The organism is Thermosediminibacter litoriperuensis (assembly GCF_008124715.1).
GTDB classification, from domain to species: Bacteria; Bacillota; Thermosediminibacteria; order Thermosediminibacterales; family Thermosediminibacteraceae; genus Thermosediminibacter; species Thermosediminibacter litoriperuensis.
Map to the genome: position 1 here is coordinate 1 of NZ_VNHO01000002.1, position 26468 is coordinate 26468.

Here is a 26468-nt window from a genome sequence, read left to right on the forward strand (position 1 = left end):
ATGGCAAAGCAAAAATTTGAGAGGAAGAAGCCTCACGTTAACGTAGGCACGATAGGCCACGTAGACCACGGAAAGACCACCCTGACGGCGGCGATCACGCGGTGCCTTTCTACCACAGGGTTTGCCAACTTCGTAGCATACGACCAGATAGACAAAGCTCCCGAAGAGAGGGAACGCGGAATAACCATAGCGACGGCCCACGTGGAATACGAGACCGAGAACAGGCACTATGCCCACGTGGACTGCCCGGGTCACGCCGACTACGTAAAGAACATGATCACCGGAGCCGCCCAGATGGACGGAGCCATCCTGGTAGTATCGGCGGCGGACGGACCCATGCCCCAGACCAGGGAACACATACTGCTTGCCAGGCAGGTAGGCGTACCCTACATCGTAGTCTTCATGAACAAAGTTGACATGGTAGATGACCCCGAACTTTTGGAACTGGTCGAAATGGAAGTAAGAGAACTCCTGTCCTCCTACGAATTTCCCGGCGACGAGATACCCGTAGTGGCCGGCTCGGCATTAAAGGCGCTGGAATGCGGATGCGGCAAGAGGGACTGCGAATGGTGCGGGAAGATATGGCAGCTCATGGACGCCGTAGACGAATATATACCGACACCGGAGCGTGACGCCGACAAACCCTTCCTCATGCCGATCGAAGACGTATTCACCATAACCGGGCGCGGCACCGTAGTGACCGGGAGAGTAGAGAGGGGCACCCTGAAAGTAGGCGACGAAGTAGAGATAGTGGGATTGAACCCCGAGAAGAAGAAGACCGTAGTGACGGGTGTAGAAATGTTCAGGAAGATCCTGGACCAGGCGGTAGCCGGAGACAACATCGGAGCCCTCTTGAGGGGAGTCGACAGGGACGAAGTAGAGAGGGGCATGGTAATAGCCAAACCCGGATCCATCCATCCGCACACCAAATTCAAGGGACAGGTATACGTATTGAAGAAGGAAGAAGGGGGCAGGCACACACCGTTTTTCAACGGATACAGGCCGCAGTTCTATTTCAGGACCACCGATGTTACGGGAGTAATAAAACTGCCCGAGGGCACCGAGATGGTGATGCCGGGGGACAACGTGGTGATGGAGATCGAGCTTATATCTCCCATAGCGATAGAAGAAGGCCTTCGCTTTGCTATCCGCGAGGGTGGCAGGACCGTGGGGGCCGGTGTGGTGACCGAGATAATCGAATAAATAAAGGGAGAAATTAAGGGGAATCGGGAGATTCCCCTTAATTTTTGGCTTTTTATTGACAATAAAAACGAATTATGATAAATTGATTTAAGTGACTGACTGTATACTCGGAATGCACTGAGCTTAAAGGGGTAGGAGGTGTTCCGGATGAGGGTAAACATAGTGCTGGAGTGCACTGAATGCAAGCACAGGAATTACCATACAGAAAAGAACAAGAAAAACGACCCGGATCGACTGGAACTCAAAAAGTACTGCAAGTTCTGCGGGCGTCACACCCTGCACAAAGAGACAAAATAAAATGATTCCTTTTGAGGGGGATAATGCTTAATGGCAGCCGGCGGCGAAGGTTTCTTAAAAAGAAGCAGCAGATTTATTAAAGAAGTCAGGTCGGAACTGAAAAAGGTAACCTGGCCTACCAGGGATGAACTGGTATCGTACACGATCGTTGTACTTGTATCCGTAGCCCTGGTCAGCGGATTTATATGGATAGTTGACAGCATTCTGGTCAATATACTGAAGATGATTCTCCGGTAAGGGAGGGCGGGGTCTCACCCCTTGTAAGGATATGTCTAAAAACTGGTACGTAATCCATACTTATTCAGGCTACGAAAACAAGGTAAAAGCAAACCTGGAAAAGCGCGTGGAGTCCATGGGAATGCAGGACAAGATCTTCCGGGTGCTGGTTCCCGTGGAGGAGGAAGTCGAGATAAAAAACGGCAAAAAGAAGGTAACCCAGCGCAAGATATTTCCGGGATACGTTCTTGTAGAGATGATCGTTACCGACGATTCCTGGCACGTGGTTAGGAACACTCCCGGAGTCACGGGATTTGTGGGCACCGGGAATAAGCCCATCCCGCTGCAGGAATCGGAAGTAAAGGCGATTTTGAAGCAGATGGGTATAGAGGAGCCCAAACCCAGGATTGACGTGGATGTCAACCAGAATGTGAAGGTCGTTTCAGGACCCTTCGAGAACTTTGTGGGCAAGGTGCTCGAGATAAACCAGGAAAAACAGAAAGTAAAGGTCCTTATATCCATGTTTGGGCGGGAAACACCCATCGAACTTGACTTTAATCAGGTGGAAAAAATATAATATTTGCGAGGAGGTGCAAGTATGGCCAAAAAGGTAATAGCAGTAGTAAAGCTCCAGATCCCCGCTGGAAAAGCTACACCTGCTCCTCCGGTAGGTCCTGCCCTGGGTCCGACGGGTATAAACATAATGAACTTCTGCAAGGAGTTCAACGAGAAAACCGCAGCTCAGGCCGGTCTCATAATTCCGGTGGAGTTGACCGTATACCAGGATAGATCTTTCAGCTTTATCCTAAAGACACCGCCGGCATCGGTGCTGCTCATGAAAGCCGCCGGCGTTGAAAAGGGTTCCGGAGAACCCAACAAGAACAAGGTGGGTAAGGTTACCAAGAAAGACATAAGGGAAATTGCCGAGCTGAAGATGAAGGATCTGAATGCCGCCAGCATCGAAGCGGCCATGAAGATGATAGAGGGTACAGCCCGCAGCATGGGCATTACCGTGGTCGAGTAAGGACCATGTGGGAGGAATTTTATTTCCGGCAATACCACAGGAGGGAGAAAAATGGCAAAGAGAAGTAAGAGCTATCTTGAAGCATTGAAGTTAGTGGATAAGACCAGGCTATATGAGCCCAGGGAAGCCGTAGAACTGGCCATCCAGACCGCCAATAAAAAATTCGACGAGACTATTGAAGTAGCCGTGAGGCTCGGCGTCGACCCGCGCCATGCCGACCAGCAGGTAAGGAGCACGGTGGTGCTTCCCCACGGTACAGGCAAAACCGCCAGAGTGCTGGTGTTTGCAAAGGGTGAGAAGGCCACGGAAGCCGAACAGGCGGGCGCTGACTACGTAGGTGCCGAAGACCTGATCGCCAAAATTGAGGGTGGATTTCTGGACTTTGATGTGGCAGTGGCCACACCGGACATGATGGGCGCTGTGGGTAAGCTGGGCCGCATACTGGGCCCGAAGGGCCTGATGCCCAACCCCAAAGCCGGGACCGTCACCTTCGACGTGGGCAAGGCCGTAAAGGAGATAAAAGCAGGCAAGATCGAATACCGCGTCGACAAAACCGGTATAGTACACGCTCCCATAGGCAAGAAATCTTTCGGCCCCGATAAATTGCTGGATAACTTCACGGCTCTGATGGAGTCCATAATAAAGGCGAAACCCGCCGCTGCCAAAGGAACGTATATAAAGAGCGTGGTAATCTCCAGTACCATGGGTCCGGGGATTAAAATAAATCCGATGAAAGTAGTGGAAAAAAAGTAGTGGGGAAAATAATTCTATAATTGAATATAGATCTATTTCGCCGCCCATGATGTAGTTTGCGGTGAAATAAAGAGCACATTCGCTGCAGACAGTAGGTGCCGGAAGGCTTAATATCCTACCGAGGCGAAGGCAATGTATGAAGTCGAATACAGGGCCTTTCTGTACCTCTGCAGAAAGGCCTTTTAAGTTTGCTTAAGGAGGTGAGAAGGTGGGAACCAGAGAGGAAAAACAGCAGCTGGTCGCCGAGCTGAAGGATAAGTTCAGCAGGGCCAGGGCAGCCATATTGACCGACTACAAAGGCCTCAATGTGGGGGAAATAACCGAACTCCGCAGAAAATTAAGGGAGCAGGGTGTCGAATACAAGGTAGTAAAGAATACCCTCACTAAACTGGCGATTAAGGATTTCGATTACAACCTGGATGAGTACTTAGAGGGTCCTACGGCGGTGGCTTTCGGGTTCAGCGACCCGGTTGCTCCGGCCAAGGTGCTGGTGGACTTCGCTAAAGACCATAAGCAGCTTGAGATAAAAGCCGGCGTCGTGGAAGGCCGTGTGGCCGACAAGGCCATGGTTGAGCAGCTGGCAAAGCTTCCCCCGAAGGAAGAGCTCATTGCCAAGACCGTGGGAGCTATCCAGTCGCCTCTCTTCGGTATCGTATGGGTCCTGCAGGGGCCCATTCGCGATCTGGTGTACACCCTGCAGGCCATTCAGGACAAAAAGGCTTCTTAATTATTTGGAAAAAGGTTCACTGCAAGATCATTATGGCAGTGTAACAGCCGGGTGCCGGATTGTTGTCTGCCAATAAGCGAAGGGATTTTGCAGTGAATCAAAGAAATTACAAATAAAAAATTCGAGGAGGATGTAAAAAAATGACAAAAGATGAAATCATTGCTGCTATAGAGAATATGACCGTTCTCGAGCTTTCCGAACTGGTGAAAGCGCTTCAGGAAAAATTCGGCGTAACCGCCGCCGCTCCGGTGGCCGTGGCTGCCGGTCCGGCTGCTCCCGGTGCCGCCGAGGCTGCAGCTCCCGAACAGACCGAATTTGACGTAATCCTGGCCAACCCCGGCGCCGAAAAGATCAAGGTAATCAAGGTTGTGAGAGAGATTACAGGCCTCGGGCTGAAGGAAGCCAAAGACCTGGTAGACGGAGCCCCGAAACCCGTAAAGGAAAAGGTCAGCAAGGAAGAAGCCGAGCAGATCAAGGCGAAACTTGCCGAAGTCGGTGCTACTGTCGAGATAAAGTAAAAGGCCTAAAATTTGCGGGCGCGCCCCAGGGCGTGCCCGCGGCACTTTTTAATGGGAAACCCTTGACGAAAGAAGCTTTTTATTATAAAATATAAAATGCATTGCGAAATTACGACGCGGGGTGGAGCAGTCTGGTAGCTCGTCGGGCTCATAACCCGGAGGTCGCTGGTTCAAATCCAGCCCCCGCCACCAAAAAAGCGAAAATATGGCGGCGTAGCTCAGGTGGCTAGAGCATGCGGTTCATACCCGCAGTGTCCGGGGTTCAAATCCCTGCGCCGCTACCATACTTTTAGTGGCCCTGTGGTCAAGTGGTTAAGACACCGCTCTTTCAAGGCGGTAACAGGGGTTCGACTCCCCTCAGGGTCACCATTTTATTTTAAGGATAAAAAAGTCGCGGGCCGCGACTTTTATTTTTTTTTGTCTAACGATTTTTTTACTCGACACCGTCGTATTGACAATTTTTATTATACTCAGGTTGTATAATAAAGCCTACCAAAATGTGCGGTAGGTGATGGAAGTGATAAATAAAACCCGGTTGAATAGACCCGGACTCGCCGTCCCGCCGGTGTCTTTGACTCCCGACAGCTTCCTGATTCACATCATAGCCTTTATCTTCGGGAGGGCGCCGGTCATGGGTATTTATCCCCTAGGGATTTCCATAACGGCTGCGGCCGCACTGTACCGCGGCAGGTTTTTTTCGATAGGGCTGGCGGCTCTTTTCGGAACCCTAACCGCTACCCGTGACTTCACAGCGATAAGGTATGCGGCGTCGATAATCCTTTTTACTGCGATTTACTATATGCTGGAAAATAGGGTCGCCAATAAAGACCTATTAATCGGCGGCAGTATTCTGGCATCTCTGACCGCGCCGGGGCTTTTAATTTTTTCTATAAAAGGGACTAGCTTATACGATTATATTCTGGTTTTCCTCGAAGCTGCGCTGGCCCTGGTTATGACTTACATTATACCCTTCGGCCTTCCCGGCGTATTCAGAACCCGGACTACGAGGATCGAAAAGAGCCTGTGCCTCATACTTATAACGGGTGCGATCCTCAGGTTCGCCGGGCTGTGGGAACCGTATGGCCTCAGCATAAAAGAAGCCCTGAGCGTTCTTGTTATCCTGGTCGCGGCCTTTGCGACAGGTTCCGGAGCCGGGGCCGTGGCGGGTGCCGTAATGGGCATGATGGGATCTCCTGCTGCGGTAGCACCCTGGTCGGCGGGAATCATGGCGTTTGCGGGGCTTGTAGCAGGAGCTTTTCACCGGCTGGGCAAGTACGGCACGATAGCAGGATTTATACTGGGATACATGATTTTTAACCTTTATGCGGGCTCCATTGGAAAAGTAGCAATTCAAGTTTCCTCGCTGGCCATGGCTCTCGTGGCTTTTGCGCTGCTGCCGTCCGGTGTCTTGCGAAAGGCGGCCGAGTACTTTTCGAGCGATAGCAGCGAGGAGGATCTGATTAACAGGCGCGAAATATTCCGGGACAAGCTTTACGAGCTCGCCAGACTCTTTGAAAATCTGGCGGGAGCTTTAACCCTCCCGCTGAAGGAGGAAAACCACCCGGGCTATTTTACAAGGGTTTACCAGAAGGCCAGAAGCGAGATATGCTGCGAATGCGGACTTCAGAAGACCTGCTGGGAAAGGGAGTTCAAGGCCACGGTCCGGGCCTTCTACGAATTGATGAAGTGCGAGAGAGATACCTCGCGCGATGGTATGCCAAGGCTTTTCAAAGGCCGCTGCGGGAGAACCGAGGAAATAAGGAAACTGATAAGAGACATGAACTATGTCAGGAGCCTGGAACTCCAGATGGATTCTATAGTAAGGAGCCACCAGGAGATGGTTCTTAAAAAATACAAAGAAACGGCCGGCATTATAAGAGCCCTGGCCGATGGAGCATTCCCCGAGAGCGCCGGCTCCGGCATCGAAGAAAAGATAAAAAACAGGCTTTCGGAAATGGGTATAAGAGTTGAACACGTCTACAGCGTGAAACAGGCGGACAGGCTGCAGGTCAATATAGTGAAGGGACCCTGCATAGGCGGCCGCCAGTGCGAGAGCAGTATACCCTCCTGCGTGGCAGAGGCCCTGGGCGCCGGTGCGGCGATCAAGATCGTGGAATGCCCGCTTAAAAGCGGGAGCACCAGGTGCAGGCTTAAAGTGGTACCCGCGGGCATCTACAGGGTGACCGTAGGCGTAGTCAGCGTTCCCAAAGAAGGTGCCGAAGTCTCCGGCGACTGTTTCTCGTTTATGGAACTTGAAAACGGTAAATTTATGCTCGCTATCAGCGATGGTATGGGAGTCGGGGAAAAGGCCAGGCAGGAGAGCGAGCGAACCCTTTCCATCCTGGAAGAGCTCCTGGAAGCCGGTTACGACCATAAGACGGCTCTGGACATTCTGAATTCCGCCATGCAGGTTGCAAGGAACGACGATAGTTTTTCCACCCTGGACCTGGCTCTGATAGATACCTATTCGGGCCAGGTGGAGTTCATAAAGGCCGGGGCGGTGACCGGGTTCATCAAGCGGGGTAAGCTGGTGGATACTGTAAAAGGAGGTTCACTGCCCGTCGGGATTGTCGACAGCATAACGGCGAGCAGCGTGAAAAAGCGCCTTAAACCGGGTGACATGATTGTGCTGTTGAGCGACGGCGCGCTGGATTCCTTCTCGGACGGAGAGGATAAGGAAGCCGAGATGATAGAATTCCTGGCGGCGACCAACACCACCAACCCCCAGGAACTCGCCAACATGATACTGGAAAAGGTGAGGGAAAAGAAAAAAACCGTAAGAGACGACATGACGGTGCTGGTGGGCAGGATATGGCACCAGCAGTATCGATAGGGCCGCAAGGCCCTTTTAATTTTAGCGCCGGCGGCTTGTGTTTGAAGGGCGGTTCTGATATCATTTAAAATAATGGATTCACTAGATCAAACGGCAGGTACCGGTCTTTCACCTGCTGTTAGATTTCACGGTGGGTGGGTATGGACATTATCAGCGTATTCAAAGATACGGTAAACAAATACCGAATGCTGCAAAGGGGCGACAGGGTGCTGGTCGGCGTCTCGGGAGGGCCGGATTCGGTATGCCTCCTGCACCTGCTGCTCCGTCACCGGGAAGAGTTCGACATCAGCCTGGCGGTGGCGCATCTCAACCACTGCTTTCGCGGTGCAGAGTCGGATGAAGATGAAGCCTTTGTAAGGGACCTGGCCGGGAAATGGGGGTTGCCGTATTACGGTGAAAAGGTGGACGTGCCCGACTATATAAAAAAGACCGGACTGTCGCCTGAAGATGCAGCGCGCCGGGTAAGGTACGCCTTTTTCGAGAGGGTCAGGAGGGAAATCGGAGCCGGAAAGGTGGCGCTGGCCCACAACAGCAACGACCGCGAGGAAACCATACTTATGAACATATTCAGGGGCACAGGTCTGGAGGGGCTGACGGGCATAGAGGCCGTAAGAGACCACTACATCCGCCCGCTTATTGAAGTGGAGAGGGCCGCCATAGAGGAGTACCTGAAGCGGGAGGGTGTTCCCTACCGGATAGACAGCACTAACCTTCAAACTTATTACTACAGGAATAAGCTGAGGCTGGAGTTGATCCCGCTCATAAAAAGGGAGTACTGCCCCCACCTTTCGGCTTCGCTGAAAAGACTTTCCGAAATTGCATCCGCGGACATTTCCCTCCTGGGGAAACTGACGGACGAGGCCTTTGCCCGGGTCGTCAGAGCAATGCCGGGCGGGGTGATGATAGATTTAAAGAAATTCAATGAGCTTCACGAGGCCCTCAGGTACAGGGTAGTGAGAAAGGCCGTGGAGGAAATTTTGGGGGACCTGAAGGACTTCGAGTACCGGCACGCCAGAATGGCCGTGGAATTTATTGCGGAAAAACCAACCGGCAGCAGGCTCAATCTGCCCCGCGGCCTTACCGGAGAAAAAAGCTACGAATACTTTTACATTTACAGGGGCGATCCCCCGGCAGCGGCCGATTTTTATTACGAACTTCCGGTGCCGGGGAAAATACAGGTTCCTGAAGCGGGTGCGGCCGTTACCGCCCGGATTATTGAAAACAAGGGAGGGATTGCCTTTAAAGCCAATCCCTTGATGGCATATTTGGATTATGGTAAAATAAAAGGAAATTTAGCTGTAAGGAACCGGCGGCCGGGAGACCGGTTCATTCCCTTCGGGAGCCGGTTTTCGAAGAAACTCCAGGACTTTTTTGTGGATAACAAAATACCCGCCGGGGAGAGGGACCGGGTGCCTCTTGTCGTGGCAGGAGACCGGATACTCTGGGTCGGCGGCATGAGGATCGACGACAGGTTCAAGGTCACCGGGGATACGAAAAAAATCCTGGTGCTGGAAATACAAAGACAAAATGGGATTCAGGAGGAGTCGACGTGTTAGAAGACATAAAGGAAGTATTGATAACGGAGGAAGAAATAAAAAATAAACTCAGGGAGCTCGGGGGAAAAATAACCCGGGATTACAAAGACAAGGACGATGTGCTTGTGGTGGGAGTTTTAAAGGGAGCAGTGCTTTTCATTGCGGACCTCATAAGGCACATACAGCTCCCGGTTCAGGTGGATTTCATGGCGGTATCCAGTTACGGCGCATCAACCAAGTCTTCGGGAGTTGTTAGAATATTAAAGGATCTGGATGAGGATATCGAGGGTAAAAACATTCTCATAGTAGAGGACATCATCGATTCGGGTCTTACACTAAGCTACCTTTACAGCATGCTTAAGTCCAGGAAGCCCGCCAGCATAAAGATCTGCACGCTGCTCGACAAGCCCAGCAGGCGCAAGGTGGACATAAAGGTGGACTACCTGGGCTTTGAGATACCCGACTTTTTCGTCGTGGGGTACGGCCTGGATTACAACGAAAAATACAGGAACCTCCCCTTTATAGGCATTTTAAAGCCGGAAGCCGTAAAACCTGCAGGGGAATAGTGAAGGTTTGGGGGTTTTGCAAATATTATAATATTATGATAGAATATCAGGGGAATTATTCATGCTCTTGAAGGGAGGAGCAGTTTTGAACAATTTTTTTCGCAACGCCAGTTTCTACCTGCTGATATTCATTCTGATTTTATCCCTAGTCCAGTGGTACTCTACTAAGAACGAAATCCAGGCCAGGGTGGGCTATACAGAGCTTATCCAGATGATCGATAAAGGCCAGGTCAGAGAAATCAAAATGATGGACAGCAATATAGAGGGCACTTTGAAAGACGGGCGTAAATTCTCGAGCTATGTCCCCGATAAAACGGTATTTATCGAGAGGATTCAGCCCAGGATAGACAGGGGAGAACTTATCCTCATCGCGCAACCGGTGCCGGCAGTGCCCTGGTGGTCCCAGATACTGCCCTCGGTTTTGATGGCATTGCTCTTCGTCGGCGCCTGGTTCTTCATAATGCAGCAGAGCCAGGGCGGAGGAAGCAGGGTGATGAGCTTCGGCAGGAGCAGGGCCAGGCTCCTCACCGATGACAAGAGGAGGGTGACCTTTAAGGACGTAGCGGGTGTGGATGAGGCCAAGGAAGAACTTCAGGAAGTCGTGGAGTTTTTGAAACACCCCAAGAAATTTATAGAGATGGGGGCGAGAATACCCAAGGGAGTGCTTCTGGTCGGTCCCCCCGGTACCGGCAAAACCCTGCTGGCCCGAGCCGTGGCCGGAGAAGCAGGCGTCCCCTTCTTCAGCATAAGCGGCTCGGATTTTGTGGAGATGTTCGTCGGCGTTGGCGCTGCCAGGGTTAGGGATCTATTCGAGCAGGCCAAGAAAAACGCTCCGTGCATCGTTTTCATCGATGAGATCGACGCTGTCGGCAGGCAGAGGGGAGCGGGCCTGGGCGGCGGTCACGACGAAAGGGAACAGACGTTAAACCAGCTCCTCGTCGAAATGGACGGTTTTACTGTAAATGAGGGCATCATAATAATTGCTGCCACCAACAGGCCGGATATCCTGGATCCGGCGCTTTTGAGGCCCGGCAGGTTCGACCGCCAGGTGGTGGTGGACCGCCCGGACGTCAAGGGCAGGGAAGAGATCCTGAAGGTCCACGCCAGGAGCAAACCCCTTGCCGATGATGTTGATTTGGCGGTGCTGGCCCGGAGAACCCCGGGATTTACGGGAGCCGACCTGGAAAACCTGGTGAATGAGGCGGCGCTTCTGGCTGCCCGCAGGAACAAGAAAAAAATCAACATGGAAGAGCTGGAAGAGGCCATTACAAAGGTGATAGCTGGACCGGAGAAAAAGAGCCGCATCATGACCGAGCGGGAAAGGCGCCTGGTGGCCTACCACGAGGCGGGCCACGCAGTGGTGGCGCAGCTCCTGCCCAACGTGGACCCGGTTCACGAAGTATCCATCATCCCCAGGGGAAGGGCGGGAGGTTATACACTGATACTCCCGAAAGAAGACCGTTTCTTCATGGGTAAAAGCGAACTGCTGGACCATGTGACCCATCTCCTGGGCGGCAGAGCATCCGAAGAATTGGTGCTGCAGGAAGTGAGCACCGGCGCCCAGAACGACCTGGAACGGGCTACGGACATAGCCCGCAGGATGGTTATGGAATACGGCATGAGCGAAACTCTGGGTCCCATGACCCTGGGCCATAAACAGGAAGAGGTATTCCTGGGCAGGGACCTGGCCAGGGGCAGAAACTACAGCGAAGAGGTGGCTGCAGCGATAGACAAGGAAGTGCGCAGCATCATAGACAAATGCTACAGCAAAGCGAAAACTCTGCTCAGCGAAAATATAAATAAGCTCCACAAGGTGGCGGAAGCCCTGCTGGAACGCGAGAAGCTCACGGAAGAGGAATTTCTCGAAGTTTTCGCCAGCGCCTGAAAAGACATCGAATAGACTCACCCATCGTGGTGGGTCTATTTATTTTGGAATACAAATCGGAATGGGTGAAATTATAAAATATATATGGCAGATGCCCTCATAAGTTACACTGCCAAAATATACCGTAACAGTATTTTATCTGAGCGGGAAGGTGGTCCGGTTGAACATTTCTGGAGATCTGTTTTTTCTTATCGTTGCAATTATGGCAGGGGTTTTCATGGCCGTCCAGGGTTCCATGAACTCAGTGGTGAGCAGGGCCATAGGACTTTCGGGAGCTACTTTTATCGTCCATCTTACGGCGACCCTGATAATGACGGCGGTTATCCTTTCAGGTGCCGGCAAGAGTACCTGGGTCAATTACACCCGAGTGCCATGGTACGATTACCTGGGCGGTGCTATAGGTGTTCTGATCACGTACGCCGTGGTGATGAGCATACCCAGGCTGGGGGCAGCCGTGGCCACTACCGCTATCATCGTAGGCCAGGTACTGACTGCCTGCCTCCTGGACCATTTCGGTTTTTTCGGTCTTGAAAAAATGCCCTTCACGTGGATGCGGTTTCTGGGCTTAGTCCTGTTGTCAATAGGGGCTAAGCTGTTACTTAATTGATGGGAGAAAACTTGACAATATTTTCCGGAAAACATATAATAAAATCAAACATATCATTATATGTAGATATAATTAATTTCCGGAGGGGGGTCTCAATATGGATCTTGCCAGGACTTACCTGGGAGAAAAGGTACTGGAGCAGGGCATCAAATTTCTGTTGAATGAACCGATAAATAATTTGGAAAAGATGATTGAATGGGTGGAAAAAATTCCCATGCCCGAACATCACAGGAAAAATGTAGCTTCGGCAAAAAGATTCCTGCAAAACAAGGAAACCAACTGGTACAGACTGGCGGAAAGGCTACTCACCGGGACGCATCCCAACGTCAAGCAGAAATTGGCCGTGAACTTTTTCGTGAATGCAAGCTTCCTCGGGGTGCCCAAGCAGATGGAAATGGCGAAAAAACTGGGCTGCTCGGTTCCGTGGGCGCTGCTGGTGGACCCGACGGAAAGATGTAACCTTAACTGTACCGGGTGCTGGGCCGGGGACTACCAGAAAAGAGAAGAGCTCAGTTACGAACAGCTTGACAGGATATGCACGGAAGCTCAGGAACTTGGCATATTCTTTATAACGATGTCCGGCGGCGAACCCCTGCTGAGGAAGGACGATATATTAAAACTTGCCGAGAAACACAGTTCCATGGTATTCCACCTCTTCACCAACGGCACCCTGGTGAATGATGAACTGATCGAAGACATGCAGCGGGTGGGGAACTTAATTCTTGCCTTCAGCATAGAAGGGTTCGAGGAAACCACGGACCGGCGGCGGGGTAAGGGCGTTTTCAGGAAGGTAATGGAAGCCATGGATAAAATGAGAGAAGCCGGCCTTGTATACGGGGTATCCGTCACTTATACGAGACATAATACCGAAGAGCTGGCCAGCCCAGAATTCGTAGATATGCTGGTGGATAAAGGCGTGACCTTCGCCTGGTACTTTACGTACATCCCCATCGGCAAGGACGTGGACCTGGACATGATGGCAACGCCGGAACAGAGGGCCTACATTTACGACAGGATTCTGGAGTACAGGAAGACCAAACCCATATTGATAGTAGATTTCTGGAACGATGGCGAGGTTTCTAACGGCTGCATAGCCGGGGGCCGCAGATACCTTCACATAAACGCCCAGGGAGAAGTGGAGCCCTGCGCTTTTGTGCATTATTCTACGTGTAACATCAAGAACGTGAGCCTTAAGGAGGCTCTATGTTCACCTCTGATGAAGGCGTATCAGAAGCGGCAGCCCTTCAACATGAACATGAGGAGGCCGTGCCCCCTGATAGACAATCCCCAGATGCTGAAGGAAATAGTGGAGGAAAGCGGGGCCTACAGCACCCAGCTTACGGCCAACGAAACGGCTGCGGAATTTGCTGAAAAATTGAAGCCCTACGCCGAAAAATGGGGTGAAATTGCGGACAAAATCTGGTATGATAATAATAAACGGGTAGACGAAGCCGCTTGTAGGGAGGGAACTGATTGACATTGAATCTGACGGAATCCAAAGTGCAGTTTTTAGAAAGCCTCGCCGACAGGACCAGATTGAGAATTGTGGAAGCTTTAAGAGAAAGAGAAAAGACCGTAAGCCAGCTGGTCCAGGAATTGGGAGCCACCCAGTCCAATATTTCCGGGCACCTGAGGTTGCTGAAAATAAGCGGCATAATAAAAAGCCGCCAGGAGGGGAAATACGTTTATTACAGCTTGAGCAGCAGTGCTATTGCCGATTTTCTTACAAAACTTGAGGACATGCTCGCGGTGATGAGAAGGGAAGCCCTGGAAGGCGCGTGAGCCGGGCTTCCCTTTTTATGTATCGATATACGCCGGAGATCGCGCCAAATACCACCTTACGAGCCGTATTTTTCCGCCCCTGGCTTCATTGAGCGCCGGGCTCCCATTGCAAAATGACAAACGTTCCGGCTTTTTTCATAGTTACGGCAGGCCCCGCCGATATACGCCGCGAGTTCCAGGACTCTCATAGTGTAGCCGTACTCATTATCGTACCATGCCAGGACTTTTACAACCCTGTTGTCTATAACCATAGTGGAAAGGCCGTCGACTACGGCAGAGTGAGGATTTTTCAAAAAGTCGGTGGAAACCAGAGGCTCCTCAGTATAATCCAATATACCCTTTAACTCTCCTTGAGATGCGTCCTTGAATAAACTGTTTACCTCTTCTTTCGTGGTAGGTTTCTCCACATTAGCCACAAAATCTATTATTGACACCGACGGAGTAGGAACTCTGAAGGCACAGCCGTTCAATTTCCCCGAAAGATGGGGAATAACAAGGCCTATGGCTTTAGCAGCCCCGGTGGTAGTAGGAATTATAGACATGGCCGCTGCTCTCGCCCGCCTGAGGTCTTTATGAGTCTTGTCCACCAGATGCTGGTCGGCGGTATAAGCGTGTACAGTCGACATCGATCCGTTGATTATCTTTAGGTTTTCATCCAGTACTTTGACCACCGGTGCAAGGCAATTGGTGGTGCAGGATGCCGAAGACAGGATAAAATCTCTTTCAGGGTAGAAATCTCCTTCATTGACGCCCATGACAATGGTTCTGTCCACGTCCTCGGCTGGAGCCGTGATTATGACTCTTTTAGCTCCGGCTTTTAAATGTTTTTCCGCATCCTGGCGTTTTCTTAATTTGCCCGTGGATTCGATAACTATCTCTATCCCCAGTTCATCCCAGGGCAAGTTCTCTGGATCTTTTTCGGCAAAAAAAGGAATCGGTTTTCCGTTTATTATCAGAGCATCATCGGATGCCTCTATGCTGCCGGGGAAAACGCCGTAAACGGAGTCATATTTGAAGAGGTGAGCATGGGGCCTTGGGCCGCTAGTGCTGTTGATAGCCGCTACCTCTAGCTCGGGCTTGTTGCCTTCCACCCAGATTCGCAAGGCGTTTTTTCCTATCCTCCCAAAACCGTTTATTGCAACCCTCACCTTCATGAATAAAGCCTCCCTTAAATTTTTTAATGACTGCAAATAATTATATCACAATAAGTCTTATTATGCTATATTATATTAAATTTATCAGTTAAATAATACAACACAATACTTTAATAAACCCAAATTGGTATGTATAAATGATGTATCTCTTTCTACAAAACTTGAGGCGTGCTCGCAGCCATCATTAATGCCCGGCTATCGTTGAAAGGGCCGGCTTGTCATTATAAAAGCCGGGTGAATCTGAATACACTTCTTTTACCTTACGTATACAATTATCTAAAATTAGATTCCAGAGGATATGGAATTATATTGTCTTTTAAGGGATCATCAATGCTTATTTCATCATTATTTATGCCAGTTCTAATAAATAAATTCAGTGAAATCACGGTTTTTAAATTAGGAGTAACAGGCCTCGGGTTAGTCCTTCTGTTGTTCCCCCTAAATGAGATATTTGCACTTGCGGCAATTCTACAGTCCCTGAACGGAATATTTAATTTAATGTATTCAGTCACAAGAACAACGATAATTCAAAAGCATGGAGAAAATCAGTATCTAGGCAGAGTTTTCAGTACAAATTCGATGTTCATTAACATCGCTTCAGTCATAAGTTTAAGCACCTCTGGTTTTTTGGCCGAGATCACAAGCGTAAGATTTGTGTTAATTGTCGCAGGCTTAATAGTATTACTGGCGGGACCCTATCTATATTTAATATAAAAGAGCCGGATACCGTTTTGACCCAATAAATGTTTGATTTTCTTTTGGCCTATTTATGGTTATGCCTGACGGCAATTGCTTTAAAAACTAACGCCGTGTCGAGACTTGCAAGCTCACTTTGCGAAAATGTTCTATCTCATTTCCTCGAATATTTAATAGTTATATAATATGGGGATATTACGGGGAAGGAGGGGTTGATCCGTGAAGCCGGTGAAGACGGGAATGGAAACGGAGGATTTGCTTGTATTACTGAGATTGATGAATTTTGGTATGGGGATTTTAACTGTATTATTTTCTTTCAGGCTTTTTTTTAAAAACAAAAGCCTGTTTCCACTCTTTATAGCAGCAGCCATCATAACCGCGGGTCCTGTGGAAGACTTGATCATGAGCCGGGTGAGTCCGGAACAGCGACCGGTGATAGACCAGCTCACGAGCCTGGGCTTTCTGGTGTTTCTGTTTCTGGCTTTATTGAGCTCCCACTTAAAAGCCGGGTGAACTTAAAGTTCACCCGGCCGAAAGGTATTGAAGTTAAAACCTACGTAAAGACTCTTTCCAGGTATGATCATACCCACTTCCGCCTTTAAAACACGAATACGAAACAAGACACCCCTAAACGTAGAAGAATTCTTGTTGTATTTTTCCCCTCATAATATAGTCGTTTTATCACCCCAAAAAGTTCCCTGAAAAAATAAAAATTTTTTTGAACGCGCATTACAGGTATACCGGCAGATGCAGTTCATTTTAGGATCACACATCAACGCTGCTCCTCAGCGTTGATTTTTCTCATATTTATGATAAAATAATGCTGTAATTTGTCCGGCATCCGGGAGGAGCCGGAACGGAGGTGAAAAAATGAATAGGAGCAGGACGAAGGGAGCGGTACGGCGGGCCAGGTCCCTGGCGATAGCGGGGGTTTTGGGCGCCGTCTCCATAGTGCTGGGGATGACTCCCCTGGGGTTTATACCCGTTCCCACGGCCGCGGGACATGCCACTATAATGCATATCCCGGCCGTACTGGCAGGAGTGCTGGAAGGACCGGTTACAGGCGGCCTTGTGGGCCTGATCTTCGGCCTTCACAGCTTCATCAGGATGGGTTCCCCGCTGTTTGCCGATCCCGTAATTGCCGTTTTGCCCAGGATCATAATCGGGGTGGTGGCGCACCTTGCATACCGGCTGACCGGCAGTGTGGCCCTGGCGGCGGCTCTCGGCACCGTGACCAATACGGCCGGTGTTCTGGGCCTGGCGGTTGTTAGGGGATATATCGCCGCACCGGTGGCCTGGGGCATAGCTGTGACCCACGGCATCCCCGAGGTGGTGGTTGCCGTCTTATTAACCACCCTGGTCTACAAGAGCCTGAAAATAACGAGAAGGTGAAAACGTGCTTCTTACCATCGATGTTGGCAATACCAATATAGTATTCGGGATATACAGGGGCAAGGACCTTCTCACCCACTGGAGAGTGTCCACCCATAAGGAGCAGACGGAAGATGAGTACGGCATACTTCTGAAAAACCTCCTGGCGGATACCGGAATAGACTTCCGGCAAATAAAGGGGGTCGTAATATCGTCGGTGGTCCCGACCATTACGCCCTATCTGGAGAAAATGTGCGGTAAATACCTGGGAATTAAGCCCCTGGTGGTGGGGCCGGGTATAAAAACGGGTATAAATATAAAAGTGGAAAATCCCCGGGAGGTCGGGGCCGACAGAATAGTCAATATGGTGGGGGCGTATCACAAGTATAAAGCCCCCCTTATTGTGGTGGATTTCGGGACCGCCACCACTTTTGATGCGGTCAGTGCCGATCTGGAGTTCCTGGGTGGTGCCATAGCTCCCGGCCTTACAATTTCCGCGGAAGCCCTTTTCAGGAGTGCTTCAAGGCTGTACCGTGTGGAGATAATCAAGCCGGAGAGGGTTATAGGTAAAAATACCGTTACAAATATTCAATCGGGGCTGTTTTTCGGATACGCGGGACTGGTGGATAATATCGTTGAGCGGATGAAAGAGGAAATGAGAGAAGAAATTGGAGAAGATAATATATTCGTGGTGGCTACAGGTGGGCTTGCCCAACTTATTTCCGGAGGCACCAGGACCGTAGATAAGGTGGACCCCATGCTCACTTTAGAGGGGCTGAGGATAATCTATGAAAAGAACTCTGAACCGTTATAGGGAAAACCCGGGGGTTTTCCCTTTCCTTGATTTTTGCCCGGTTTTCCTGGCGCCGATGGCGGGCATCACGGATCTTCCCTTCAGGACCATATGCAGGGAGTTCGGCGCCGATGTGGTGATAACCGAAATGGTCAGTACCCGCGGCATATATTACAACGACCCCAAGACCGCGGCGCTCCTGACCGTAGATCCCTGCGAACATCCGGTAGGCGTCCAGCTCTTCGGCAACGACCCGGAGTTTTTCGTACATGCAGTTAAAAAGATCGAGGACAAACCCTTCGATTTTATAAACATGAATATGGGATGTCCCACTCCCAAGATCGTCAAAAACGGCGACGGGTGCGCTCTGATGAAGGAGCCGGAGCTGGCCCAGAGAATAATAGAAGCTACCGCCAAAGCCTCGGACAGGCCGGTGACGGTGAAGATACGCAAGGGCTGGGACGAGGACCACGTCAACGCCGTGGATTTCTCCAGGATGGCCCAAGAGAGCGGTGCCGCCATGATTATAATCCACGGCAGGACCAGAGAGCAGTTTTACAGCGGCAGGGCCGATTGGGATATAATAAGAAGGGTGAAAGAGGCGGTGAGCATCCCGGTTATAGGCAACGGCGACGTTTTTTCGGCCCGCGACGCGGCGGCGATGCTGGAACATACCGGATGCGACGGCGTCATGGTTGGCCGGGGGGCCCTTGGTAACCCCTTTATCTTCCGCGAAATAAGACACTTTTTAAAGACCGGGGAAAAGCTCCCACCGCCGGCGCTGGAAGAAAAGAAAGAAGTGATTTTCAAACACCTGGATAGGGCACTGGAGTTTCACGGAGAGCGCATAGGCATCCTTGAAATGAGGAAGCACATAGCCTGGTATCTAAAGGGCCTTCCCCATTCTTCAGTTGTAAAACAGAAAATCCAGCAAAGCAAACATGCTGATGAAATAAAATATTTACTGGATGAATATTTTCGAAAGCTTGATCTTGCCGCCGGGCAGGAGGTGATTTAGTTGGAAACGTTTGCGCTTCCCATCACCAACGGAGTTTTGCCCCGGGCCGATGGCGGGGTAATGCAGGGCCTTTTTCTGGACCCTTACTTTTCAAAGATGCTGGTCCGGGCGGGAGTTGGAAGCGAAATTTTCCTGTTTCCCATATCCGTTGAAGACAGGGATTTTTACCCGGTAGGCGTGCTGGCCAGAATAGAGGACCTCTGGACCCAGCAGGTCATACCGGAAAAAAACATCGTCGGGCTTTTTGCCAGGGTATCGGGCAGGGAAAGGTGCAGGGCCGGAGGATTCGAATTCCAGGACGAGGGCCTGGTGGCTTGCGGCGTAGAGAGGGTCGACTTTAGGGAACTGAGGGTCCTGGGATATCCGGTGATCTGCGGAGCAGGCTGGCGCCCGACCGGTGGCTACACTACCTTCGGCTCCGACAAAAAGAGCATAGAGATAACCATTTACGGCTGGGAATACGAGACCGGCAGGGATGTGGCCATAGTGGGCCGCCTGAGCGGGCAGGTGGAACCGGAGCAGGCCCACACCATAGAGCACGCCATAATCCGGTCTTTAAAAAACTACGCTATTTGCACACCGAAAACCCTGCGGGAGTGTATGAAGAGGGAAACCGAGGAACTGAAGTGGTCGGTGGAGGTCGGCATTGCCCACAAGCTGCCGGAGGTTTTCGGTGTGACCAGGAGCGGCGTTTGCGGCAACCCCATGACCCAGATGGCCTCGATGTATTTGACTGAAGAACTTAAAAAACAGCTCAAAAAAGGCCTCGACATTTTCGAATCGCTGAGTGAGGCCAGGAGGAAGACGGTGTCCCGGCTTACCCAGGATATGGACATATCCACCGAAAGAGGATTAAGAGCTCTCCAGGGGCTCAAGAAAGGCATGTTTCACGATGATTCCCCCGGAGAGATGAAAAAATTAAAAGACATACTGAAGAGATTTCCGCAGGACCCATGGCATTAAATATGGGTTCTTTTTTATTGATTTCTTATGCGGGATGTTATAAAATATAATCGATGAGCACAAAATTGTGCACAGAAGGTGAAGCCATGGATCTCATTCGTATAGGCGACAAACTCATCAGCCTCACAAAGATAACGGGTACGCTGGAAGAAATGCTGGCGCTCCGGCAGAAGGGCATGTCCCAGGCCGAGGTGGCCAGAAAATTCGGCATTGACAGGTCGTTCCTTTCAAGGGTTGAAAGCCTGGGAGAGGTCAGGAAGGGAAGGACCATAGCCCTGGTAGGGTTTCCCCTGAAGAATACCGCCGAAATTGAACGGGTCGCCCGGGAGGAAGGGGTCGATTTCATCCTCCTTATGACCGACCGGGAGCGGTGGGATTTCGTCTACAAGAAATCGGGTATAGAGCTCATCAATGAAATAATGAACTGGATTTACAGGGTCAGGCAGCACGATGTGGTGATAATACTGGGTTCCGACCAGAGGATAAGGCTTTTCAGGGCTCTGCTGGACAACGAGGTTGTGGCTGTTGAGATAGGCAAGTCTCCCATGAAGGACGACGCTTACGTGGAACCGGAATACCTGAGGGAAATCATAAGAAAGGTAAGGGAGGATTAAACTTTGAAACACGTAATGAGTGTCAGCCTGGGTTCATCTAAAAGAAACCATAAGGTGAAGATGAATATCCTGGGAGAGGATTTTATAATAGAGCGTGTCGGTACCGACGGAGACAAGAAGAAGGCCATAGAGCTGATCAGGGAATATGACGGTAAGGTTAGCGCTTTCGGCCTCGGCGGCATAGACCTCTACATCTGCGCAGGTAACCGGAGGTACATAATCAAGGACGCCGCCCATCTCGCCAATGCCGCTAAAATCTCTCCCGTCGTCGACGGTTCGGGGCTTAAAAACACCCTGGAAAGAAGAGTGATAGAATACCTGCAGAGGGAAAACGTGGTGGAATTCAAAGGCAAAAAGGTACTGCTGGTTTCAGCCGCTGACCGCTTCGGCATGGCGGAGGCCCTGGAAAAAACCGGCGCCGCAATGACGTACGGCGACCTGATATTCGCCCTCAAAATACCCATTCCCCTTCATTCCCTGAAAACCATAGACATCCTGGCGAGGATTGTCGCACCTGTAGTCGCGCGCCTGCCCTTCGAGATGCTATATCCTACCGGCGAAAAGCAGGAGAACAGTAAATCCATGTATGGCAGGTTTTTTGAAGAGGCGGACGTAATAGCCGGGGATTTTCATTACATAAAAAGGTATATGCCCCCGAAAATACCCGGAAAGGTGATAATCACGAATACGGTCACTTCCGAGGACGTTAAAATGCTGGCCGAGAGGGGCGCCTCCATGCTCGTAACGACCACTCCGGAACTGGAGGGCAGGTCCTTCGGCACCAACGTGATGGAGGCGGTGCTCGTATCCCTTTCCCAAAAGCCGTATAAAGAATTGACTCCGCGGGATTACGAAGAGCTTCTGGATAAACTAGCATTTCTTCCCCGGATAGAAAAATTAAACTGAACTATGAGGTGTTGAAAAATGGACAGTTTCGCGTTTATAATCCACCCTATAGATACCTACGATGTGGCCAGAAAATTCAAATTCATGAAGACATGGCCCGAAAAAGTTATAGAGGGAGTGATGAAGTACCTCCCTCCGGTAAAAGTATCCCACATAACGGGGGTCAGGTCTCCCCACAACGAGGTGGAGGGCTGGTTTGTGGCATGTCCCCTCACAACCAGGCAGATGATGACCCTGCCTGAAGAATTCGTAATCAAAAAGATAATTAAAGCCGGTAAGCTGGCGGAAAAACTGGGGGCGAAAATAGTGGGACTGGGCGCCTTTACGTCGGTGGTGGGCGACGCCGGCATAACCATATCGAGGAACTTAAACATTCCGGTTACTACGGGCAACAGCTATACGGTTGCCACCGCCGTCGAGGGTGCAGTGAAAGCCGCTGCTATAATGGGCAAGGACATAAAAGACGCCGAGGTGGTGGTGATCGGCGCCACGGGTTCCATAGGCAAGGTATGCGCCGAGATCCTGGCGAGGGATGCCAGATATCTCACACTGGTCGCCAGGAATACCCAGAAGCTCGAGAGCATAGCCGAAAAGATACTGCGCGAAACAGGACTTTCGGTGAGGATCACCTCAAACGTGAAGAACGCCCTGAAGAGGGCCGACGTGATAATCACGGTCACGAGTAGTGTGGATACGGTGATAGACGCCGAAGACCTGAAACCCGGAGCGGTGGTCTGCGATGTGGCCAGGCCCAGAGACGTTTCCAAGGAAGTGGCGGAAAAGCGCGACGACGTGCTCATAATCGAAGGCGGGGTTGTGGAAGTACCCGGAGACGTGAACTTTAACTTTAATTTCGGATTCGAGCCGAAGACCAGCTACGCCTGCATGGCCGAGACCATGATATTGGCGCTGGAGCGGCGGTACGAGTGCTTTACCCTGGGCCGGGACCTGACGGTGGAGCAGGTGGAAGAGATTACAAGACTTGCAAAAAAGCACGGATTCAAGCTGGCCGGATTCAGGAGCTTCGAGCGGCCGGTGACACAGGAACAAATAGAGAGGATAAAGGAAAACGCCAGAAAGAATCTTGCAAAGTGGGACAGCAAGGTCATATAAAAAAGGGCGCTATTACGGAGCCCTTTTTTTTTTAACTAAAAAAATTACACCGGGCAGAATAAAATGGTATAATATGGTTAAAACATTTTTGTCATTGATGAGTCTATTATGGAAATACTTGATTATGAAGCCTTAAGGGTGTTCTTCCAGGAACGGGGGAAAATCCGCCTGCTGGGGATCCCCCAACCGCAAGGGCGGAATAAAAATACCCCAGCCCCGGGCTGAGCCCGGGCAAAGAAGGCCTGTCATGGGTATAGTTGGTTGTTACCTGATGCCCCACCCCCCGATAATGATCCCCGAAGTGGGTAAGGATGAAGCGCGGAAAGTCAACACGTCCATTGAGGCGGCCCATGAAGTGGGAAGGGAAATCCGGGACTTAAAGCCGGATACCCTGGTGCTGATTTCACCCCACGGCCCGATTTTTCAGGATGCCGTTTGCATCTATGACTTTCCCTTAAAGGGAAGTTTCGCCTCCTTCGGAGCTCCGGAGGTAAGGCTCGAATTTGAATCCGACGAGGAGCTCAAGAAGGAGATTCTCGAAAGGGCCGGCAGGACCGGAGTTCCGGCGGTAAAGTCCAGCAGCGTGCGCCTTTCACGTTACGGGGTGAAGGAAGAACTGGACCATGGCGTGCTTGTCCCGCTTTACTTCATAACTCAGTATGCGAAGGGTTTTAAACTGCTTCCCCTGGCCTTCGGGATGCTGCCCTACGAGGACCTTTACGCCTTCGGCCGTGTGATTCGCGAATCCGCCGGCGCTCTGGGGAAGAGGGTGGTGGTAGTGGCCAGCGGCGACCTCTCCCACAGGCTAACTCCCGGCGCTCCGGCAGGTTACAGCCCTCAGGGCAGAGTGTTCGACGAAAAGCTGGTTTCTATCCTGGAAAGTTTCGACATCGGAGCTTTATACGGTCTAGACCCGGTGCTGGCCAAAAAGGCGGGGGAGTGCGGCTTGAGGTCCATATGGATAATGCTGGGCGCGCTGGACGGTTTCAGCGTGGATTCCAGGGTCCTGTCCTACGAAGGCCCCTTCGGAGTAGGATACTGCGTTGCCCGGTTCCGGCCTGAGGGTGAAGGCAAAAGCTGGCTGGAAAGACTGTATAACAGGAGGGCGGAAAAGATTAAAATGCGCCGGGAAAAGGAGGATTCCTACGTAAAGCTGGCCCGCCGGAGCCTGGAGACTTACGTCAAGACCGGCAGGGTAATGGATGTCCCCGGGAACCTGCCCCGGGAGATGCTCGAGCAAAGAGCCGGAGTTTTCGTTTCAATAAAAAAACACGGTCAGCTCCGGGGGTGTATCGGAACCATCATGCCAACCAGGAGGAATATAGCCGAGGAGATCATAAAAAACGCCATCAGCGCCGGATGCGAGGACCCCAGGTTCTTCCCGGTGGAGCCGGAGGAACTACCGGAGCTCACGTACTCGGTAGACGTGCTTACTCCTCCGGAGCCTATCGATTCGCCGGATAAGCTGGACCCCAAAAAATACGGCGTTATCGTGAAAAGGGGAAACAGAACCGGGCTTTTGCTGCCCGACCTGGAGGGCATCGATACCGTTGAAGAACAGATAAACATAGCCCTGAGGAAGGCGGGCATAAGGCCCGGCGAGGGGTACGAACTTTTCAGGTTTGAGGTCATACGGCACCATTAAAAGATCAAGGGGTGTTGAGCCGTGACTCATCCGGTTGATTCGGGAACAAAAAAAGAAGCCATGTATCACGAGAAAATGGGTGACGGACACGTTCAATGCTTTCTCTGCCCCCACCACTGCAGGATTTCACAGGGAAGGTCGGGCATATGCAGGGTGAGGAAAAACATCGAAGGCAGGCTTTATTCGATGAACTACGGCAGGATATCCTCCTGGGGCATGGACCCGATAGAGAAAAAGCCCCTCTATCACTTTTACCCGGGGAGCTGGATTTTTTCGGTAGGTAGCTTCGGTTGCAACTTCCGGTGCAAGTTCTGCCAGAACTGGCAGATTGCACAGGTGGAAGAGGTTCCTACCGAAGAGGTTTCGGCCGAACACCTCGTGGAAGTAGCGAAGAAAGAGGCCGGGAATATCGGTATAGCCTATACCTACAACGAGCCGTCCATATGGTACGAGTACGTGTACGAGTGCGCAATGCTCGCAAAAAGAGAAGGGCTGAAAAACGTGCTGGTCACCAACGGATTTATAGAGAAAGAGCCGCTGGAGCAACTGCTTCCCTATGTGGACGCCATGAACATCGACGTCAAGGCTTACACCGAAGATTTCTACAGGGACCTGGCCGCGGGGAGCCTTTCGGCGGTCAAGCGGACTGTTGAGCGGGCACAGGAGGTCTGCCACGTGGAGATAACCACCCTGCTCATCCCCGGGCTCAACGACCGCGATGAAGAAATAGAAGCCCTGGCCCGCTGGCTTTCTTCAATCCGGCGGGATATCCCGCTGCACCTTACGCGGTATTTCCCCAATTACAGGATGGACCTGCCTCCAACCCCCGTGAGCACCCTGAAAAGGGCCAGGGAGACAGCCTCGAAGTACCTGGACTACGTTTATACCGGCAACGTGGCCGATGAGGAGGGCAGCAACACCTACTGTCCCCGGTGCGGGGAAGCCGTTATACGGCGGTATAACTACAGGGTGCAGGTTGAAATGCGCGGCGGTAAATGCGGAAAGTGCGGCGGCGAAATTTCTGTGGTGAACTGAACTTCCCCTCCAGCCTTCAGAAGGAGATGGAATATGATTCTGGAAAGACTGGCCGAAAAATTATTTTCTGGCACGGGAAAAGACGAGGAAAAGGCTCGCAGGAACGCATACGCAATGTTGAGCGGCGTTGTCGGAATAGCCGTAAATGCACTGCTTTTTGCGCTAAAGTTCACCGTGGGACGGATAACGAACAGCATAGCCGTCTCCGCCGATGCCTTCAACAACCTGGGCGATATAGGCTCTTCGGTAGTGACGATAATAGGATTTAAAGTCGCTGCCAGACCTCCCGATAGGGAACATCCCTTCGGTCACGGAAGAATCGAGTATATAACAAGCCTTATAATATCTATTATCGTAATACTTATGGGTTTTGAACTGATGAGGGACTCCATCGGCAGGGTGCTGAATCCGGAAACCGTCGAGTTCAGTCCGGTATCCCTTATAATTCTCCTTTTTACTGTTGCGGCTAAACTGTGGCTTGGCAAATTCACCGGCAGGCTGGCGGAAAAGATCGACTCCAGAGCCCTGGACGCCAGTTCCTTTGACAGTTACGGGGACGTCATATCGACTTCCACGGCGACACTGGGTCTCTTGCTTTCGAGATTCACGACCCTTCCCCTGGACGGGTACCTGGGAATTCTGGTTTCCCTTTTCATAATGTATTCGGGCTACAACCTGGTTATGGAATCGGTGGACCTCTTGATAGGAGGACGGCCTGATCCGGAATTAGTGGAGGAAATAAAGCGGCGGATACTGTCGTATGAGGGGATAATAGGAGTTCACGATCTTATGGTGCACAACTACGGCCCGGGCAGGTGCGTAGTATCGCTGCACGCCGAAGTTCCCGAAAACATGTCGGCGATGAAGGCCCACGACATCATAGATACCGCCGAGAGGGAACTCTCGGAAGAACTGGGTGTGTTCCTCACGATTCACATGGACCCGGTCAGCGTAGACGACGAAGAGGTCGAAAGGACCAGAAGAGATATCGAAAAGGTGCTCCGGGAATTTCCTGAGGTACTCTCGATCCACGACCTGAGGGTGGTCGGTTCGGGCAGCAGGAAGAATGTGATCTTCGATGCGGTGGTATCCGGCGATGTGGGGGAGCAGGAGGAGAAAACCCTGAAACGGAGGCTTGCGAAAAGAATAAAGGAAGCTTATCCGGGGTATAATCCTGTGATAATAATCGACAGGCAGTATGTGTAACTACGCGA

Annotated in this window: 28 protein-coding genes, 3 tRNA genes and 1 other annotated feature; of the genes, 30 read left to right on the plus strand and 1 reads right to left on the minus strand. The window is 51.2% G+C overall.

What is annotated here, in order from left to right; genetic code table 11:
- The 18 genes from tuf (at position 1) to LZ11_RS00935 (ending at position 13946) form a co-directional block, all read left to right on the plus strand.
- A complete protein-coding gene (gene tuf / locus LZ11_RS00850; RefSeq protein ID WP_148865744.1) occupies positions 1–1203 on the plus strand; it encodes an elongation factor Tu in 1203 nt (400 codons plus the stop codon).
- A gap of 147 nt (positions 1204–1350) precedes the next feature.
- Complete coding sequence (gene rpmG, locus LZ11_RS00855) at positions 1351–1500, plus strand: 50S ribosomal protein L33 (RefSeq protein WP_148865746.1); 150 nt, start codon at positions 1351–1353, stop codon at positions 1498–1500.
- 30 nt (positions 1501–1530) lie between these two features.
- On the plus strand, positions 1531–1737 hold the full coding sequence (gene secE / locus LZ11_RS00860; protein ID WP_148865748.1) for a preprotein translocase subunit SecE: 207 nt from the start codon (positions 1531–1533) through the stop codon (positions 1735–1737).
- Between the two features lie 31 nt (positions 1738–1768).
- Complete coding sequence (nusG, locus tag LZ11_RS00865; protein ID WP_148865750.1) at positions 1769–2293, plus strand: transcription termination/antitermination protein NusG; 525 nt, start codon at positions 1769–1771, stop codon at positions 2291–2293.
- A gap of 21 nt (positions 2294–2314) precedes the next feature.
- A complete protein-coding gene (gene rplK / locus LZ11_RS00870; RefSeq protein ID WP_148865752.1) occupies positions 2315–2740 on the plus strand; it encodes a 50S ribosomal protein L11 in 426 nt (141 codons plus the stop codon).
- A gap of 51 nt (positions 2741–2791) precedes the next feature.
- A complete protein-coding gene (gene rplA / locus LZ11_RS00875; protein WP_148865753.1) occupies positions 2792–3493 on the plus strand; it encodes a 50S ribosomal protein L1 in 702 nt (233 codons plus the stop codon).
- 64 nt (positions 3494–3557) lie between these two features.
- Positions 3558–3688: a sequence feature (ribosomal protein L10 leader region), on the plus strand.
- 13 nt (positions 3689–3701) lie between these two features.
- Positions 3702–4220 (plus strand): 50S ribosomal protein L10, encoded by a 519-nt coding sequence (gene rplJ / locus LZ11_RS00880; RefSeq protein WP_148865755.1) that lies wholly within the window; start codon positions 3702–3704, stop codon positions 4218–4220.
- A gap of 140 nt (positions 4221–4360) precedes the next feature.
- Entirely contained in the window at positions 4361–4738 is a 378-nt protein-coding gene (gene rplL / locus LZ11_RS00885) for a 50S ribosomal protein L7/L12 (RefSeq protein ID WP_148865757.1), read from the plus strand.
- A 115-nt stretch (positions 4739–4853) separates the two neighbouring features.
- Positions 4854–4930, plus strand: a tRNA-Met gene (locus LZ11_RS00890).
- A 15-nt stretch (positions 4931–4945) separates the two neighbouring features.
- Positions 4946–5022: transfer RNA gene (locus LZ11_RS00895), tRNA-Met, on the plus strand.
- Between the two features lie 10 nt (positions 5023–5032).
- Positions 5033–5107 (plus strand) — tRNA-Glu (locus LZ11_RS00900).
- Positions 5108–5255: 148 nt separating this feature from the next.
- Positions 5256–7571: a stage II sporulation protein E gene (spoIIE, locus tag LZ11_RS00905; protein ID WP_170240247.1), complete on the plus strand. Its 2316-nt coding sequence runs from the start codon at positions 5256–5258 to the stop codon at positions 7569–7571.
- A gap of 140 nt (positions 7572–7711) precedes the next feature.
- Positions 7712–9127 (plus strand): tRNA lysidine(34) synthetase TilS, encoded by a 1416-nt coding sequence (gene tilS / locus LZ11_RS00910; RefSeq protein ID WP_148865761.1) that lies wholly within the window; start codon positions 7712–7714, stop codon positions 9125–9127.
- Complete coding sequence (gene hpt, locus LZ11_RS00915) at positions 9121–9672, plus strand: hypoxanthine phosphoribosyltransferase (RefSeq protein WP_148865763.1); 552 nt, start codon at positions 9121–9123, stop codon at positions 9670–9672. The genes tilS and hpt overlap by 7 nt, the downstream gene beginning before the upstream one ends.
- A gap of 61 nt (positions 9673–9733) precedes the next feature.
- Entirely contained in the window at positions 9734–11557 is a 1824-nt protein-coding gene (gene ftsH / locus LZ11_RS00920; RefSeq protein WP_148865765.1) for an ATP-dependent zinc metalloprotease FtsH, read from the plus strand.
- Between the two features lie 160 nt (positions 11558–11717).
- On the plus strand, positions 11718–12164 hold the full coding sequence (locus LZ11_RS00925; RefSeq protein WP_148865767.1) for a DMT family transporter: 447 nt from the start codon (positions 11718–11720) through the stop codon (positions 12162–12164).
- 97 nt (positions 12165–12261) lie between these two features.
- Entirely contained in the window at positions 12262–13641 is a 1380-nt protein-coding gene (locus LZ11_RS00930) for a radical SAM protein (RefSeq protein WP_148865768.1), read from the plus strand.
- A 2-nt stretch (positions 13642–13643) separates the two neighbouring features.
- Positions 13644–13946, plus strand: a complete 303-nt coding sequence (locus LZ11_RS00935; protein WP_246110661.1) for an ArsR/SmtB family transcription factor — start codon at positions 13644–13646, stop codon at positions 13944–13946.
- A gap of 56 nt (positions 13947–14002) precedes the next feature.
- Here LZ11_RS00935 and gap read toward each other — a convergent pair whose 3' ends face one another.
- On the minus strand, positions 14003–15100 hold the full coding sequence (gene gap / locus LZ11_RS00940) for a type I glyceraldehyde-3-phosphate dehydrogenase (protein WP_148865772.1): 1098 nt from the start codon (positions 15098–15100) through the stop codon (positions 14003–14005).
- A gap of 234 nt (positions 15101–15334) precedes the next feature.
- Here gap and LZ11_RS13120 point away from each other — a divergent pair, with 234 nt between their 5' ends.
- The 12 genes from LZ11_RS13120 (at position 15335) to LZ11_RS01000 (ending at position 26460) form a co-directional block, all read left to right on the plus strand.
- A complete protein-coding gene (locus LZ11_RS13120; RefSeq protein ID WP_170240248.1) occupies positions 15335–15814 on the plus strand; it encodes an MFS transporter in 480 nt (159 codons plus the stop codon).
- Between the two features lie 201 nt (positions 15815–16015).
- Entirely contained in the window at positions 16016–16309 is a 294-nt protein-coding gene (locus LZ11_RS00950) for a hypothetical protein (RefSeq protein WP_148865775.1), read from the plus strand.
- Positions 16310–16666: 357 nt separating this feature from the next.
- A complete protein-coding gene (locus LZ11_RS00955) occupies positions 16667–17188 on the plus strand; it encodes an ECF transporter S component (RefSeq protein WP_148865777.1) in 522 nt (173 codons plus the stop codon).
- 4 nt (positions 17189–17192) lie between these two features.
- Positions 17193–17981: a type III pantothenate kinase gene (locus tag LZ11_RS00960; RefSeq protein ID WP_148865779.1), complete on the plus strand. Its 789-nt coding sequence runs from the start codon at positions 17193–17195 to the stop codon at positions 17979–17981.
- Positions 17956–18978: a tRNA dihydrouridine synthase DusB gene (gene dusB, locus LZ11_RS00965; protein ID WP_148865781.1), complete on the plus strand. Its 1023-nt coding sequence runs from the start codon at positions 17956–17958 to the stop codon at positions 18976–18978. Before LZ11_RS00960 ends, dusB begins: the two co-directional genes overlap by 26 nt.
- Positions 18979–19941, plus strand: coding sequence for a hypothetical protein (locus LZ11_RS00970; RefSeq protein WP_148865783.1), 963 nt, complete (start codon positions 18979–18981; stop codon positions 19939–19941).
- An 86-nt stretch (positions 19942–20027) separates the two neighbouring features.
- Positions 20028–20555, plus strand: a complete 528-nt coding sequence (locus tag LZ11_RS00975; RefSeq protein WP_148865785.1) for a helix-turn-helix domain-containing protein — start codon at positions 20028–20030, stop codon at positions 20553–20555.
- 3 nt (positions 20556–20558) lie between these two features.
- Positions 20559–21461 carry a quinate 5-dehydrogenase gene (locus LZ11_RS00980; RefSeq protein WP_148865787.1) on the plus strand — a complete coding sequence of 301 codons (903 nt, stop codon included), beginning with the start codon at positions 20559–20561 and terminating at the stop codon, positions 21459–21461.
- An 18-nt stretch (positions 21462–21479) separates the two neighbouring features.
- Positions 21480–22574 (plus strand): NAD(P)H-binding protein, encoded by a 1095-nt coding sequence (locus LZ11_RS00985; RefSeq protein ID WP_148865789.1) that lies wholly within the window; start codon positions 21480–21482, stop codon positions 22572–22574.
- Between the two features lie 247 nt (positions 22575–22821).
- Positions 22822–24219 (plus strand): AmmeMemoRadiSam system protein A, encoded by a 1398-nt coding sequence (amrA, locus tag LZ11_RS00990; protein WP_148865791.1) that lies wholly within the window; start codon positions 22822–22824, stop codon positions 24217–24219.
- A 60-nt stretch (positions 24220–24279) separates the two neighbouring features.
- Positions 24280–25254 carry an AmmeMemoRadiSam system radical SAM enzyme gene (gene amrS / locus LZ11_RS00995; RefSeq protein ID WP_148865993.1) on the plus strand — a complete coding sequence of 325 codons (975 nt, stop codon included), beginning with the start codon at positions 24280–24282 and terminating at the stop codon, positions 25252–25254.
- A 33-nt stretch (positions 25255–25287) separates the two neighbouring features.
- On the plus strand, positions 25288–26460 hold the full coding sequence (locus LZ11_RS01000) for a cation diffusion facilitator family transporter (protein ID WP_148865793.1): 1173 nt from the start codon (positions 25288–25290) through the stop codon (positions 26458–26460).
- The last annotated feature ends 8 nt before the right edge of the window (positions 26461–26468 follow it).

Coding starts and splice junctions, on each gene's coding strand:
- tuf (WP_148865744.1), top strand. CDS start 1: ATGGCAAAGCAAAAATTTGAGAGGAAGAAGCCTCACGTTAACGTAGGC.
- rpmG (WP_148865746.1), top strand. CDS start 1,351: ATGAGGGTAAACATAGTGCTGGAGTGCACTGAATGCAAGCACAGGAAT.
- secE (WP_148865748.1), top strand. CDS start 1,531: ATGGCAGCCGGCGGCGAAGGTTTCTTAAAAAGAAGCAGCAGATTTATT.
- nusG (WP_148865750.1), top strand. CDS start 1,769: ATGTCTAAAAACTGGTACGTAATCCATACTTATTCAGGCTACGAAAAC.
- rplK (WP_148865752.1), top strand. CDS start 2,315: ATGGCCAAAAAGGTAATAGCAGTAGTAAAGCTCCAGATCCCCGCTGGA.
- rplA (WP_148865753.1), top strand. CDS start 2,792: ATGGCAAAGAGAAGTAAGAGCTATCTTGAAGCATTGAAGTTAGTGGAT.
- rplL (WP_148865757.1), top strand. CDS start 4,361: ATGACAAAAGATGAAATCATTGCTGCTATAGAGAATATGACCGTTCTC.
- tilS (WP_148865761.1), top strand. CDS start 7,712: ATGGACATTATCAGCGTATTCAAAGATACGGTAAACAAATACCGAATG.
- ftsH (WP_148865765.1), top strand. CDS start 9,734: ATGCTCTTGAAGGGAGGAGCAGTTTTGAACAATTTTTTTCGCAACGCC.
- LZ11_RS00930 (WP_148865768.1), top strand. CDS start 12,262: ATGGATCTTGCCAGGACTTACCTGGGAGAAAAGGTACTGGAGCAGGGC.
- gap (WP_148865772.1), bottom strand. CDS start 15,100: ATGAAGGTGAGGGTTGCAATAAACGGTTTTGGGAGGATAGGAAAAAAC.
- LZ11_RS00955 (WP_148865777.1), top strand. CDS start 16,667: ATGAATAGGAGCAGGACGAAGGGAGCGGTACGGCGGGCCAGGTCCCTG.
- dusB (WP_148865781.1), top strand. CDS start 17,956: ATGAAAAGAACTCTGAACCGTTATAGGGAAAACCCGGGGGTTTTCCCT.
- LZ11_RS00975 (WP_148865785.1), top strand. CDS start 20,028: ATGGATCTCATTCGTATAGGCGACAAACTCATCAGCCTCACAAAGATA.
- LZ11_RS00985 (WP_148865789.1), top strand. CDS start 21,480: ATGGACAGTTTCGCGTTTATAATCCACCCTATAGATACCTACGATGTG.
- amrA (WP_148865791.1), top strand. CDS start 22,822: ATGGGTATAGTTGGTTGTTACCTGATGCCCCACCCCCCGATAATGATC.
- amrS (WP_148865993.1), top strand. CDS start 24,280: ATGTATCACGAGAAAATGGGTGACGGACACGTTCAATGCTTTCTCTGC.
- LZ11_RS01000 (WP_148865793.1), top strand. CDS start 25,288: ATGATTCTGGAAAGACTGGCCGAAAAATTATTTTCTGGCACGGGAAAA.